General features: G+C 57.7%; 12 protein-coding genes and 1 pseudogene. 5 read left to right on the top strand and 8 right to left on the bottom strand.

Going from position 1 to position 12,924, the window contains the following annotated elements:
- The 5 genes and pseudogenes from CKF42_RS20600 to ghrA form a co-directional block, all read right to left on the bottom strand.
- A pseudogene (locus CKF42_RS20600) lies at nt 1-154 on the bottom strand (phosphatase); the annotation flags it as partial.
- A gap of 54 nt (nt 155-208) precedes the next feature.
- Nucleotides 209-412 (bottom strand): hypothetical protein, encoded by a 204-nt coding sequence (locus tag CKF42_RS20595; RefSeq protein ID WP_046101635.1) that lies wholly within the window; start codon nt 410-412, stop codon nt 209-211.
- On the bottom strand, nt 387-1,019 hold the full coding sequence (locus CKF42_RS20590) for a hypothetical protein (protein WP_111209086.1): 633 nt from the start codon (nt 1,017-1,019) through the stop codon (nt 387-389). The genes CKF42_RS20595 and CKF42_RS20590 overlap by 26 nt, the downstream gene beginning before the upstream one ends.
- Before the next feature lie 119 nt (nt 1,020-1,138).
- Nucleotides 1,139-1,876: a phosphatase gene (locus tag CKF42_RS20585; RefSeq protein ID WP_111209085.1), complete on the bottom strand. Its 738-nt coding sequence runs from the start codon at nt 1,874-1,876 to the stop codon at nt 1,139-1,141.
- A gap of 39 nt (nt 1,877-1,915) precedes the next feature.
- The gene (gene ghrA, locus CKF42_RS20580; protein ID WP_111209084.1) at nt 1,916-2,857 is read right to left on the bottom strand and encodes a glyoxylate/hydroxypyruvate reductase GhrA; all 942 of its coding nucleotides are present in this window, start codon (nt 2,855-2,857) and stop codon (nt 1,916-1,918) included.
- Nucleotides 2,858-3,067: 210 nt separating this feature from the next.
- Between ghrA and treA the strand changes: the two genes are divergently transcribed.
- From treA to CKF42_RS20565, 3 genes are all read left to right on the top strand, one after another.
- Nucleotides 3,068-4,753, top strand: coding sequence for an alpha,alpha-trehalase TreA (gene treA, locus CKF42_RS20575; protein WP_058958366.1), 1,686 nt, complete (start codon nt 3,068-3,070; stop codon nt 4,751-4,753).
- A 193-nt stretch (nt 4,754-4,946) separates the two neighbouring features.
- Entirely contained in the window at nt 4,947-7,046 is a 2,100-nt protein-coding gene (locus CKF42_RS20570) for a TonB-dependent siderophore receptor (protein ID WP_111209083.1), read from the top strand.
- Nucleotides 7,047-7,308: 262 nt separating this feature from the next.
- On the top strand, nt 7,309-7,992 hold the full coding sequence (locus CKF42_RS20565) for a class I SAM-dependent methyltransferase (RefSeq protein WP_009090780.1): 684 nt from the start codon (nt 7,309-7,311) through the stop codon (nt 7,990-7,992).
- Nucleotides 7,993-8,080: 88 nt separating this feature from the next.
- Here CKF42_RS20565 and CKF42_RS20560 read toward each other — a convergent pair whose 3' ends face one another.
- Nucleotides 8,081-8,329: a GlsB/YeaQ/YmgE family stress response membrane protein gene (locus CKF42_RS20560; RefSeq protein WP_009090782.1), complete on the bottom strand. Its 249-nt coding sequence runs from the start codon at nt 8,327-8,329 to the stop codon at nt 8,081-8,083.
- 208 nt (nt 8,330-8,537) lie between these two features.
- Between CKF42_RS20560 and CKF42_RS20555 the strand changes: the two genes are divergently transcribed.
- Nucleotides 8,538-9,272 carry a flagellar brake protein gene (locus CKF42_RS20555; RefSeq protein WP_033736567.1) on the top strand — a complete coding sequence of 245 codons (735 nt, stop codon included), beginning with the start codon at nt 8,538-8,540 and terminating at the stop codon, nt 9,270-9,272.
- Nucleotides 9,273-9,368: 96 nt separating this feature from the next.
- Nucleotides 9,369-10,499, top strand: a complete 1,131-nt coding sequence (locus tag CKF42_RS20550; protein WP_046101629.1) for a mechanosensitive ion channel family protein — start codon at nt 9,369-9,371, stop codon at nt 10,497-10,499.
- A gap of 65 nt (nt 10,500-10,564) precedes the next feature.
- Here the strand turns inward: CKF42_RS20550 and CKF42_RS20545 are convergent, their stop codons facing one another.
- A complete protein-coding gene (locus tag CKF42_RS20545) occupies nt 10,565-12,052 on the bottom strand; it encodes an FGGY family carbohydrate kinase (protein ID WP_111209082.1) in 1,488 nt (495 codons plus the stop codon).
- A 2-nt stretch (nt 12,053-12,054) separates the two neighbouring features.
- Nucleotides 12,055-12,924, bottom strand: an 870-nt coding sequence (locus CKF42_RS20540; RefSeq protein WP_111209081.1) for a transketolase family protein, incomplete at its 5' end; no start/stop codon positions are given.

Here is a 12,924-nt window from a genome sequence, read left to right as displayed (position 1 = left end):
GCTGCTCCAGAAAGTCGAGCAGGCGGCGCGGCGTGACATTTAACACCCGATCCTCCGGAAAATCCACTTCACGGGCGATGCGCAGGCAGTGTTCGAAATGGCCCAGCGTAAATGCAGTGTGGGAATCGGAGCCAAACGCCAGCCGTCCACCGGCATTATAAGAGACTATCTCACAGGGTGTTCAGGGGAAGGAAATAGCTATGCACTGTCATTCCCTGTGCTCCCCTCTGGCTTTACCAAGGAAATAAGCGGCTCCATACCCCATCAAAACAGAACCAAAAAAGCCGCATAGCTTCAGAGCCAGACTATCAAACAAAAATAGCGAAGCGAGAGCCAGGAAACTCATCGCTGCTGTTATCGTCCCCTCAAGAAGGTGTGCCGAAAATTTACCCAGCCATTTTGCAAATTTCATTATTGATCCTTCGGCACGTCTGCGGGTGACTATTGATATAATCGAGATAAGGCTTTAGCTGGTCTTCAACGACAAAATAGATCATGTCCAGCCCTTGAGGCTGCACTTTCCAGTACATGAAATTGTAGTGATTCTGTAACCTGCGACTGCCTGATGCGGCTTCTTCAATAAGTCCTTGCCATAGAGCAGCGGAGAGAGTGAAGCCAGCACCAAAACGGAACAGAGCTTTATAGGCATAACTGCTGCGGGAGTTTCTTATAATCGCCATTGCGATTGTTTGGGACACAAAAACCTGACCGCCCAGACGCCCCCCTATCCGTCCGGCGCCATAGGCCAACTGTTTGTGGATAGCCTCCCTACTCTGCGCATCAAGCTTCCTGTAAAACTCGATAATTACTGTAGTTACTAATCTGCGTAAAGGTTCTTCATTACGTACAAGTGATTTGACCACCTGATAAAAACGTTCATTTTCACGATCGTTACGCAACTTGCGCTCATACCCTGCTGCGCCAGTGTTTATATATGTCCGTTTAGCCCCATAATACAGGCTCTGCGGAAGCCCCTTTAAGCTGTCCCAGATTCCCTGAGCAATGTTTGATGCGTCCATTCCCTGGCCTTATTTTGTTCAGATATGCTGGATAATATCTGAACATAGGCGTGCTTTTCAAACCAGAGAAAGGTGGCCCGGAAAAGCCCCTATGCGGGGCTGAGTTCCCGACGAAGCAGTTAAAAGTCAGCCAGTTCAGCAATATGTTTGCCGCTGCGCTGCTCCAGAAAGTCGAGCAGGCGGCGCGGCGTGACATTTAACACCCGATCCTCCGGAAAATCCACTTCACGGGCGATGCGCAGGCAGTGTTCGAAATGGCCCAGCGTAAATGCGGTATGGGAATCGGAGCCAAACGCCAGCCGTCCACCGGCGTCGCGCACCGCGGCGGCAATCGCGCGACAGTTAGGTTCACTGCCGGGACGCGAGTGGGTAAAGGAAGAGTTGTTCAGTTCCAGCGCCACGTCATAATGCGCGGCAGCTTCAGCGATAGCCGGGATATCGACCGGGAATTTCGGGTTACCCGGATGGCTGATTATGTGAACCTGTCCGCTGGCCATTGCGGCGATCATCGCGTCAGTGTGCTGTTTTTTGTCGCGCGGCGCATAAACCGGCTCGTGAAAGCCGGCAACGATCAGATCCAGCGCATCAAGCATCGGGCCGGAGCAGTCGATCTCGCCCTGCTGATTTTTAATGTTGGCCTCAATACCGCGCAGAATCGCCACGCCATCGATCACCCGCGGCCAGATGCGCATATTCACAAAATGCCAGTAGTGCGGCGCGTCAGCCATGTCAGGGCCGTGATCGGTAATGGCAAACAGTTTCAGGCCCGTTTGCTTCGCCTGAGCCACATAGTCGTGCAGCGTGCTGTAAGCATGTGTGCTGGCAACAGTGTGCATATGCAGATCTACCGGATACATTCTTCTCTCCTCCTGAGCGGCCCTGACAGGGCCGGTTAGTTAATAGCCGCGCTGTCGATCTACCCTGCCCGGCGGCGTTTCGCCTGCCTGGTCCTGAGTAATGGCGCGGGCGATATAGTCGATCGCTTCGTCGATCAGCGTGACTGCCGCATTATGGGGGGTAATTGTGACGCGCGGATGGGACCAGAGCGGATGCGCTTCAGGAAGCGGCTCCACCTGAAACACATCCAGGGCCGCCGCTTTCAGCTGACCACTCTCCAGTGCTGCCAGCAGATCCGCTTCCACCACCTGCGCACCGCGTGCGATGTTGAGGAGGAACGCGCCGTGCGGCAGCTGCGCTAAAAAGTGCTGGTCGATCAGGTTAATCGTCTCCGGCGTACTCGGCAGCAGGTTGATTAACACCTGCGTCCCCTGCAGGAACGGCTGCAGAGCATCGCGACCGGCGAAGCTGGTGACGCCGTCAATGGTTTTCGGCGAACGGCTCCAGACGCGCAGCGGGAATCCCCAGGGCTTCAGGCCCTCGGCGACGCTCTGCCCCAGCACGCCCGCCCCCAGAATACCGACGGTAAAGGTTTCACGCGCATAGGGAGGCAGCGGCTGCCAGCACGCCTGCTGCTGCTGAAGCCGGTAGTCATCAAAGCGGCGGAACCAGGTCAGGACGCTATGGACAGCATACTCCTGCATCTGGCGCGCCATGCCGGTATCTTCCAGCCGATAGAGCGGCACGCTGTCGGGCAGCATCTCCGGGTGCTGCTCCAGCTGTTTCAGAATCTCATCGACGCCCGCGCCGAGGGCAAAGACGCCGCGCAGGGTGGCCCGTCCCCGCAGCATCTCTGCGGGAGGGGAACGGACCAGCGCATAATCGGCCGGCCCCTCATCGCCTGGCTGCCAGGCACGCACCCGCGTCTGTGGCAGACGCTGTTGTAAACCCCTAATCCAGGCCGTTGCAGACTGCGACGGGTGATACCAGATGATCTCCATCCTGCTCTCCTTTTTTTCTTTCAGCGTCAGGGAAAATCCCGGTCAGCGCAAGAAAAAACCCGCGTCGGGCAGGGCTTTTTACCCTAAAAATAATTCCCGTGGCTTCACATTTCCGGCTCGCTTCAGGGTGAAGTGTCAGGATACGGTCTAAAGTTGGTCCTGTGGTCAATGCGTTACGCGCGGCCGCATTTCGGACAAGGAGAAAAACCGATGACAAAAATTGAGGTAAACGCCGCCCCACGGCGTCAGCGTTATGCGCCCTTTCTGCTCACTCTGCTGCTGAGCGTACCCGCCTTCACTGCTCATGCCGACGATCACAGCCGCATGCTGGATAATCAGCCGCAGCCGCCAGACGTTCGTCTGGGGCCGCTGTTTAATGCCGTGCAACAGGCGAAGTTCTACCCGGACCAGAAAACCTTTGCCGATGCGGTGCCGAAATTTGATCCCGCGTCGATACTTGCCGACTGGCAGATGCAGAAGAAACAGCGCAATTTCGATCTGAAGCGTTTTGTTGATGCCAACTTTACCCTGCCCGCCGCCGGCGACAAATATGTGCCGCCAGCCGGGCAAAACCTGCGTGACCACATTGATGGCCTGTGGCCGGTGCTGACGCGCACCACCAGCAGCGCCGGACAATATGACTCGCTGCTGCCGCTTCCCAAGCCCTATGTGGTGCCGGGTGGTCGCTTCCGCGAGATCTATTACTGGGACAGCTACTTCACCATGCTGGGACTGGCCGAGAGCGGACACTGGGATAAAGTGCAGGATATGGTGGATAACTTCGCCTCGCTGCTTGACCGCTACGGTCACATTCCCAACGGCAACCGCAGCTACTATCTGAGCCGCTCGCAGCCGCCATTCTTCAGCCTGATGGTCGATCTGCTGGCGACGCATGACCAGGGCAAAGCGTACAGCCACTACCTGCCTGAACTGCAGAAAGAGTATGACTACTGGATGGCGGATAGCGACAAAGTGGCGGCGGGCGCGGCCAGCAAGCGGGTGATTAAGCTGGCGGATGGCACGCTGCTTAACCGCTACTGGGATGCCCGTGACGTGCCGCGCACCGAATCCTGGATGGATGATATCGCCACCGCGCAGAAAGCGCCGCAGCGCAATAAAGCGGAACTCTACCGCGAGCTGCGCTCCGGGGCAGCGTCGGGCTGGGATTTCAGTTCACGCTGGTTTACCGATGCGCATAATCTCTCCACCATCCGCACGACACAGCTGGCCCCGGTTGACCTCAACAGCCTGCTGTTCCATCTGGAGCAGACGCTCTCTAAAGGGTACCAGATGAACAAACAGAGCGATCTGGCGAAGCAGTATGCCGATCGCGCAGAGAAGCGCCAGGCGGCGATTAACCGCTATCTGTGGGACAGTAAACAGAACTGGTATGCCGACTATGACTGGCAGAAAAAGCAGGTTCATCCGCAGCTGACCGCGGCCACACTGTTCCCGCTCTATCTGCAGGTCGCCAGCGATAAGCAGGCGGAAAGTACCGCCAGCGCGGTAGAGAAACAGCTGCTGAAGCCAGGCGGGCTGGTCACGACTACCGTGAACAACGGTCAGCAGTGGGACGCCCCTAACGGCTGGGCACCGCTGCAGTGGGTTGCAGTGGAAGGACTGGAGCATTACAACCAGCCAGAACTGGCTAAAAAGGTGGGATTACGCTTCCTGCAAAATGTCCAGAGCACCTATGACCGTGAGCATAAGCTGGTCGAGAAATATGTCGTTGAAGGCAAAAATCTCGGCGGCGGCGGCGGCGGTGAGTACCCGCTGCAGGATGGCTTCGGCTGGACAAATGGCGTGACGCTGAAACTGCTGGATAAGTACTGCCCGAAAGATAAAACCTGTAACAGCGCCCACGATATTCCTCAGGCGTCAGCCTCTCAGCCCTGATTAGTCTCTGAATACCTCTGGCCTGGCCGGAGGTATTCTTTCCTTACTTCAGCGAATTTTACTTGACGTTCTCTCATCCACAGGCAAAATTGCAGCGTTTTTACAAAAGGTAATAATTCTCATTATGATAATGAGATTATGTATCAACAAACTGACTACACCTGCCTGAACCTTTGTTAAGAAAGGAATTTCGATGAAACTGTCATTGCCGCTGAAAGGTTATGTTCCCCTCTGCACTCTGGTGCTGGCCGCGCCTGCCCTGAGTTACGCTGCCGATATGGTCGTGACTGCGCAGCCGCAGGAAGATGCGACCTCTCCCACCCAGGGCTATCTGGCAACCACCAGCCAGGGCGCAACCAAAAGCGATCGGCCGCTGGTGACCACACCGCAGTCAATTTCGGTTGTGACCCGTCAGCAGATCCAGGACCAGGGGGCACTGACCCTGAATCAGGCGCTGGGCTACAGCTCCGGTGTCTTTACTAACTTTGGCGGTGCCGCCACCCGTTACGACACCATCGCGCTGCGCGGCTTCCACGGCGGCGATGTCGATAACACCTTCCTCGACGGCATGCGGCTGATGAGCGACGGCGGCAGTTTCAACATTCTGCAGGTGGATAACGCCTTCCTTGAGCGCGTCGACGTGATCAAAGGCCCCTCTTCGGCCCTTTACGGCCAGACGGTGCCTGGCGGGCTGGTAAACCTGGTCACTAAGCGTCCTCAGTTCGCGGAAGAGGGTCACATTCAGCTGCAGGCGGGAAGCAATGCCACCACCGGCACAATGTTCGACTACACCAACGCCATCAACGACCAGTGGGCGTACCGTCTGACCGGCGTGACCCGCAACAGCGACACCCAGTACGATCACACCCGCGAAGAGAAATATGCGCTGATGCCGCAGCTGATGTGGCAGCCGGATGAAGATACCCATCTGATCCTGAAAGCCTATCTGCAGAAAGATCCCTCTGGCGGCTATCACGGCTCCGTCCCGGGTGACGGCAGCATCACCGAACACAACGGCTATAAGCTGAGCAAAGGATTCTATGAGGGCAACAGCGACCTCGACCAGTTCAAACGCCGCGAGCAGATCTACAGCTTCGACTTCGCTCATCGCTTTAATGACGTCTGGTCCTTCTCCTCAACAGGCAGCTACAGCCACTCGAATGTCGATCTCGATCAGGTCTATCAGATTGGCTGGGATAAAAATAATCCCGATCTGCTGAACCGCTACTATTCAGGTGAGCGCTCTTCTCTGGCGGCATGGGCTACCGATAACCGTTTACAGGCGGAGTTTGCCACCGGTGAACTGGAGCATCGCGTGACGCTGGGTGCTGAATATCACCGCTACAAAAATGAGATCTCCGCGGCAGGCGGCTCGGCTTCACAGCTGAATGCCCTGACCGGCGAGCAGGTCGGTGACATGCCAGCCTATACCTGGGCGGATAAAACCCGTCGTTACTACCAGACCGGCCTCTATCTGCAGGATGAGATGAAGCTGGACCGCTGGCATCTGGATCTTTCTGGCCGGTACGATCGCATCGTCGCGAATAACAGCGGCAGCGATCGCCGTCAGGATGATCACATCAGCGGGCGCGCCGCCCTGCTCTATGCCTTCGATAACGGCATCTCACCCTATGTCAGCTGGAGCCAGGCGATTACGCCCACCGCCCTCACCGACCGCAACAATAATCTGCTGAAACCGACCACGTCAGAACAGTATGAGGCCGGGGTGAAATATCAGCCGGTTGGCACACGCGATCTCTATACCGCTGCGATTTATGATCTGACGCAGAAAGATGTGGCGAACCGCGACGTGCTGACGGCGACCTATACGCCATCGGGCAAAGTTCATTCCCAGGGTATTGAGCTGGAGGCGCGTAATCAGCTCACCTCACGCCTGAGCACAGTGGCGAGCTATACCCTGAATCATCTGCGCTACAAGGATTCGGTAGATGGTAATGATGGTCACACGCCTTACGTGGCGCCAAACAGCATGGCGTCTCTCTGGGGCCACTATCAGTTTGATTACGGTCTGAGTGCCGGCGCGGGCGTGCGCTACATCGGCAAGCAGTGGGCGGACAACGAGAACACCACTCGTCTGCCGTCGGTCACGCTGTTTGATGCCTCCGTTCGCGCCGATCTCGGTGTCTGGAATAACAGCTTGAAAGGAGCCTGGGTGCAGGTTAACGCGAATAACCTGACCGATCGCACCTATGTGGCCGCCTGTTACGGCACCGGCTACTGCTACCGTGGCGCTGAACGCAGCGTGATGGCGACCGTCGGTTACGACTTCTGATAAGAGCCTTCGTGATGCAACCCTCCGGCCAGCCCGGAGGGTTTTCTCCTCTGATAACCCGCCTTTTTCAGCCTCTTTCAATCCGCTCAGAATTATCTTTCTCTGCCTGCAGACCTTTCCCTCCCGAACGTTCCTGAAATCCGCCCGGCCTTTTTTCTGCCGCTTCGCTCACAGATAGAACTATGGCCGAAATGGTGCGATGACACGCAGGCGGCCCTGACGTATAAAACAGAGGGTCCGGCGTTGAAAAGGAGTCTCTGACATGAACCCCTATGAACAACATTACAGGCAGCTTCTGGCAAACGGCGCGGTGGCCTGGGCAGGAGAAGGTTATCTCAGAGCCAAAAAACAGCAGGAAGAAATCTTTCAGTGGCTCCGTACTCACCACTATTTACCGGAGCCTGGCGCACCGGTACTGGAGATGGGATGTGGTAATGGCGCCATGGCCGCGCAGTCTCTCGCTGAGCAGGGATATTCAGTCTGGGGGGTAGACTGGTCAGAGACCGCGATAGAGTGGGCCGAAAAGCGTTTTCAGCAAGCCGGACTCACCGCGACATTTCTTGTCGGCAATGTCTGTCATATCGATCGCTGCCAGGCGGCAACATTTGAGCTCATTATTGACGGCAGCTGCTTACACTGCCTGATCGACGACGATCGGCAGCGCTTCTTTGCCGAGGTAAGAAGGCTGCTCAGCCCGGAGGGACGCTTTGTGATCGGTTCAATGTGCGGCACACCTCGTCATTCAGCAGACATTGCGGCCTATGATCCCTGCAGCCACCATTTATGGAAAGCCGGCAAGCCCTGGCGGACCCTGAAGCCGCTCCCTGATTTACGGCGTGAAGTCGAGAGTGCGCATTTCACTGTGGAGGCAGTCAGCGTTAATGAAAATGCATGGTGGGATCACGCTACAATAGTCTGTTCGCAGCAAAAGAGGCTCACAGCATGACGGACGAGGGCGCTAAAAAGCGATCCGGTCTGAGTCATAAAAAAGGGGACGAATCGCTTCGTCCCCTTTTTTGTTTAAACCGTTACGGTCAACTGCGTACCTTGCGGTAGATAAACAGCACCACGATGGCACCGATCACTGCGACCACAAAGCTTCCGAAGTTAAACCCATCGACGCGGCCGAAGCCAAACAGCGTACTGATCCAGCCCCCGACCACAGCACCGATAATACCCAGCACCACCGTCAGAATGAAACCGCCACCGTCTTTACCCGGCATAATCCACTTCGCCAGAATACCCGCGATCAAGCCAAAGACGATCCAGGAAATAATACCCATCTGTTGCTCCTTCCTTTTTTGATTACATCGTGAACGCCTGATTAATCAAGCGGTTTACTGCGCTAAGTATAGCGAGCTTTTCGGAAAGTGCCTGCCTGCCCTCACGATTTTTTCGGCGTACTCTGTCTAAAGCTTTTTTCCGCTGCGCCGATAACCGTAATGAGGTAGTCAGAACGTAAAAATAATAAAACCCCTTGTGGAGCAGGATGTGAAAGAAGCCGACCAGGAACAATATTTAAAACGTGGCACGCTGGCGGTTCTGGGCGTAATGAAAGATCTGCTGCGACTGCAGACACCATTACTGGTACGTTTCCCGCGCGGGCAGTTTATCAGCCGGATGCTGGCTGCCGACGCAGACCGCCTGCTGTTTGACCTCGGCAGTAATAATCTGGATAACGACTACGCCCTGACCAGCGACGATCTCAGCATCACGGCGGAAACCTACGGCGCAAAGGTTGAGTTCAGTCTCGCCTCGCTGGAGAAGGTCGATTTTGACGGCCTGCCCGCCTTCAGCGCGCCGCTGCCCGAGCTGGTGTGGCAGATTCAGCGACGGGAATTTTTCCGGGTCACTGCCCCGCTGGCGCCGGAGTTCTGGTGCCATACCGTGTGGCCGGATGGCCGGAAAACGCGTCTGCGCCTGCAGGATCTGTCGCTGGGCGGGATCGGTGTGCTGGTGGACGAGGCACTGCCGGAAGGATTGCAGAATGGCGACAGTTTCAATCAGTTTCGCGTGGAGCTGGGTGAGTATGGTCATTTTGAGGTGCCGGTTAAGCTGCTGCACATCGGCGAACGCACTGTCGTGACGCATAAAAATGAAACCCGCGTGACGCCCCGTCTCAGCTTCCGGTTTGCCACGCTGAACCCAACGCAGGAGCGACAGCTTCAGCAGATTATCTTCTCCCTTGAGCGACTGGCGCGCGATAAATCGACCCGATTCCAGTAACCGCTTTCCGGATGCGTGCCCCCAGAGGGCCGCATCCAGGCTATGCTTCCTGCTTGATTTCTTTTAAACCGGAACCCAGCAAGGAGACCTTCCCCAATGGAAAACTGGCTCTCATCACGTCATTTTCACTCCCTCTTTTTTAACCAGACGTTCTGGCTCAACAGCGCTATCGTGGTGGTCGCCACCCTGGTGATCTACTGGGTGTTGCGCACCCTGATTCGCTTTATCTCCAACCGGATTGCCCTTTACAGCGAACACCGTCACGTTCGTGTCACGGCGATCCTGGTGGAGATCCTGCGAAGCACCAGCCAGACCCTGCTGCTGATCTTTTCGCTGCTGATCGCCCTGAAATTTGTCGATCTGCCCGCCTCATGGAGCGCCACCATTGCCCACGGCTGGTTCCTGGCGCTGATTGTGCAACTTGCCCTGTGGATCGACAGCGGCATCCGGCTGTGGCTGAAGAGCCTGATGCGCGATCCGCTGCACGTGCGTAATCCGGTGACCACGGTGATCCTCGGGATTCTGCTGCGGGTCGTGGTCTGGATCATGATGTTCCTCGCCATTCTGTCGAACATGGGTATCAATATTACCGCACTGGTCGCCAGCCTCGGGGTCGGCGGTATCGCCATTGCACTGGCCATTCAGACCGTGCTGAGCGATGTGTTTGCGTCACTGGCGATTGGTTTTGATAAGCCTTTTGAGCATGGCGATTTTATTGTCTTTGGCGACATTGCCGGTTCCATCGAGCATATCGGCCTGAAAACGACCCGGCTGCGCAGCCTGAGCGGAGAGCAAATCGTCTGCTCAAACACCATTCTGTTGCAGCAGACCATTCACAACTACAAGCGTATGCAGCAGCGCCGCATCGTCTTTAAGTTTGGCATCAGCTACGCCACCCCGTCGGAGCAGGTTCGGGAGATCAGCCCGCTGGTTAAGGCGATCATCGAGGGTGTGGAGACCACGCGTTTTGACCGCGCCCACTTCCTGGCGTTTGAGGATTCGAAGCTGACGTTTGAAGTGGTCTATTACGTGCTGGATGCGGATTACAACAAATATATGGATATTCAGCAGGAGATTAACCTGCAGCTGATGGCGGCCTTGGAAGCGCGCAATATTCGCTTCGCCTTCCCGATCCGTCAGGTCGAGTTCAGCGGCGGCAATCTGCCGCCGGTGGATCTGGTTGCCGTGGAGAATGATAAGGGCGAGGTTCGTCAAATGGCGCGCTGAAGTGTTGCCTGGCCTCAGGGGGTTTCAGGCCAGGCAAACCGTCACGCCGCTGCGCGGGATCGCGCTTAACGCGGCTGAAAACGGCAGCGGGCAACAGCGTCGAGCCAGCCTTTGTAATTTTCCTGCATAGCGCGCGCGCGCGCGTCACGGGGCAGGATAACGCTGCCCCCCTGCAGCGCCTGCATATCACTGCCCTGCTGCCACCATCCCAGCACTTTGCCGGCCAGTAACGCTGCGCCCAGGGCGGAGACTTCGGCGGTGGGCACCCGGTAGAGCGGGCGCTGTAACACATCGGCCTGTAGCTGCATCAGCCAGCTGTTTTCCGTGGCGCTGCCATCCACACACAGCGCCGGAAGCTGCTGACCGCTCGCCTGCTCCATCGCAAAAAAGACATCGGCGATTTGCCAGACGATCGACTCCAGCGCCACCCGCGCCAGCACCGCGGGGGTGGCGGCATCCGTCAATCCGCACACCATGCCGCGCGCCTGTAAATCCCACCAGGGCGCGCCCAGTCCTGAGAGCGCCGGGACGAAGTAGATGCCCTGATTGTCATCGCAGCCCTGCGCCAGTGCGGTCAGTTCACGTGGGTCCTGCACGCCGAGCAGCTTACCCAGCCAGGCCGCGCCTGAGCCGGTGTGGGTAATATTGCCTTCAAAGGCATAACGCAGCGTACCGTCGTGCCAGGCCACGGTAGTGCTGAGGCCATTTTCGGTCAGTAACGGCGTCGCCATGGACATCATCAGGGACGAGCCGGTGCCGTAAGTGGCTTTTACGACTTCAGCGTCTCCGCGTCGCTGCGCCTGCAGGGCGGCATGCGAATCGCCGATGCGCGCCAGAATGGGGGTGCCCGGCGCTAAGCCGGGAATGGTGTTCACCGCCACCACACCCTGCTCACTGGCAGAGGCGATGATGCGTGGCAGCGCGGCTCGCGGCAACTGAAACAGCGTCAGCAGCTCGTCGTCCCAGTCGTTCAGGTGCAGGCTGTAGAGCTGCGTACGGGCGGCATTAGCATGATCGGTCACAAAGCATTCGCCCGCGCTGAGCTGCCAGCTGAGCCAGCAATCAACCGTGCCGATGCAGAGCTCGCCGGCTGCGGCCCGTGCCGCGCCATCGGGGATGGCAGCCAGCATCCCGGTCAGCTTCGCCGCCGGAAACATCGGATCGACGGCCAGCCCGGTCAGGCCGCTGATCCGGGGGGCTTTGCCTGCCTGGTGCAGATCGCGACAGAACGACTCAGAACGGCGATCCTGCCAGCTTACCAGCGGCGTCAGTGGCTGCCCGTCGCGCCGCTGCCAGATCAGCACCGATTCCCGCTGATTACTGATCGCGACGGCGGCGACAGGCGCGCCCCCGCATGCCGCCAGACACCGGGTGATCGCCTCCCTCACCGCCTGCCAGATTGCCATCGGGTCCTGCTCAGCCAGCCCCGGCTGGGGATGGTGCAGGGTTAAACTCTGGCTGCCACGCGCCACCACCCGCCCGGCACGATCAACCGCTATCGCCTTGGCATTGGTCGTGCCTTCATCGATTGCCAGAATCAGAGGTCCCGCCATGTTCACACTCCTGCGCAGATGCGCGCTGCACTCTTCACCACGCTGCTGGCGTCAATGCCATGACGGGCACGCGTGGCGGCCCGATCGCCGGCAATCGCATACTCACCATCAGCAATACCGAGCCGGACCAGCGGAATACTGCAGCCGCCTTCTGCCAGCACTTCCGCGACCAGGCTGCCGACACCGCCATTGACGTTATGCTCCTCCACGGTCACGACCGCCGGATAGTGATTTAACAGGTTGCGCAGCTGTTGGGTATCACAGGGTCGAATCGATGGAACCGCGATCACGCCCGCTGAAATACCCTGCTCAGCCAGTTGCGCAGCGGCGTGAACCACCTCATGAACTGTGGATCCCATCGCCACCAGGGCGATGTCGCGGCCTTCACGTAACAGGTCGATCGCGCCGGGTCTGAAGCGGTAGGTGTCATCATGCAGCTGCGGCAGATCTTTTCCATCAAGGCGGATATAGACCGGGCCGACGTGCTCCAGGGCGTAATCAATAATCTGACGACACTCCAGCGGACAGGACGGTGCGTAGATCTCGATGTTGCCAAAGCCGCGCATCACGGCGATATCGTCAATGCTGTGATGGGTGCTGGCTAACGGGCCATAACTGGCACCGGCATTCAGCCCGAACAGTTTGACGTTGGTGTTGTTGTAGCAGACGTCGACTTTTACCTGCTCATTGGCGCGTGAAACCAGAAACGGCGCGGCGTTGCAGGTCACGGCGATTTTGCCGCCCAGCGCCAGGCCTGCTGCCGTTCCCACCAGCGTCTGCTCCGCGATGCCGACGTTAATCAGCCGGTCGGGAAACGCCTTGATAAAAGGCGCGATTTTGGCGGTGGAGGTGGAGTCCGCGACCACCGGTAC

The organism is Pantoea sp. ARC270 (genome assembly GCF_003236725.1).
Lineage (GTDB): Bacteria > Pseudomonadota > Gammaproteobacteria > Enterobacterales > Enterobacteriaceae > Pantoea > Pantoea anthophila.
Note: the sequence above shows the minus strand (reverse complement) of the source record. Positions and strands in the feature narration are given on the sequence as shown.

What these genes read in the sequence shown, in the direction of transcription:
- CKF42_RS20565 (WP_009090780.1), top strand. Translation starts at nt 7,309, where the DNA reads ATGAACCCCTATGAACAACATTACAGGCAGCTTCTGGCAAACGGCGCG.
- treA (WP_058958366.1), top strand. Translation starts at nt 3,068, where the DNA reads ATGACAAAAATTGAGGTAAACGCCGCCCCACGGCGTCAGCGTTATGCG.
- CKF42_RS20545 (WP_111209082.1), bottom strand. Translation starts at nt 12,052, where the DNA reads ATGGCGGGACCTCTGATTCTGGCAATCGATGAAGGCACGACCAATGCC.
- CKF42_RS20590 (WP_111209086.1), bottom strand. Translation starts at nt 1,019, where the DNA reads ATGGACGCATCAAACATTGCTCAGGGAATCTGGGACAGCTTAAAGGGG.
- ghrA (WP_111209084.1), bottom strand. Translation starts at nt 2,857, where the DNA reads ATGGAGATCATCTGGTATCACCCGTCGCAGTCTGCAACGGCCTGGATT.
- CKF42_RS20560 (WP_009090782.1), bottom strand. Translation starts at nt 8,329, where the DNA reads ATGGGTATTATTTCCTGGATCGTCTTTGGCTTGATCGCGGGTATTCTG.
- CKF42_RS20595 (WP_046101635.1), bottom strand. Translation starts at nt 412, where the DNA reads ATGAAATTTGCAAAATGGCTGGGTAAATTTTCGGCACACCTTCTTGAG.
- CKF42_RS20550 (WP_046101629.1), top strand. Translation starts at nt 9,369, where the DNA reads ATGGAAAACTGGCTCTCATCACGTCATTTTCACTCCCTCTTTTTTAAC.
- CKF42_RS20570 (WP_111209083.1), top strand. Translation starts at nt 4,947, where the DNA reads ATGAAACTGTCATTGCCGCTGAAAGGTTATGTTCCCCTCTGCACTCTG.
- CKF42_RS20585 (WP_111209085.1), bottom strand. Translation starts at nt 1,876, where the DNA reads ATGTATCCGGTAGATCTGCATATGCACACTGTTGCCAGCACACATGCT.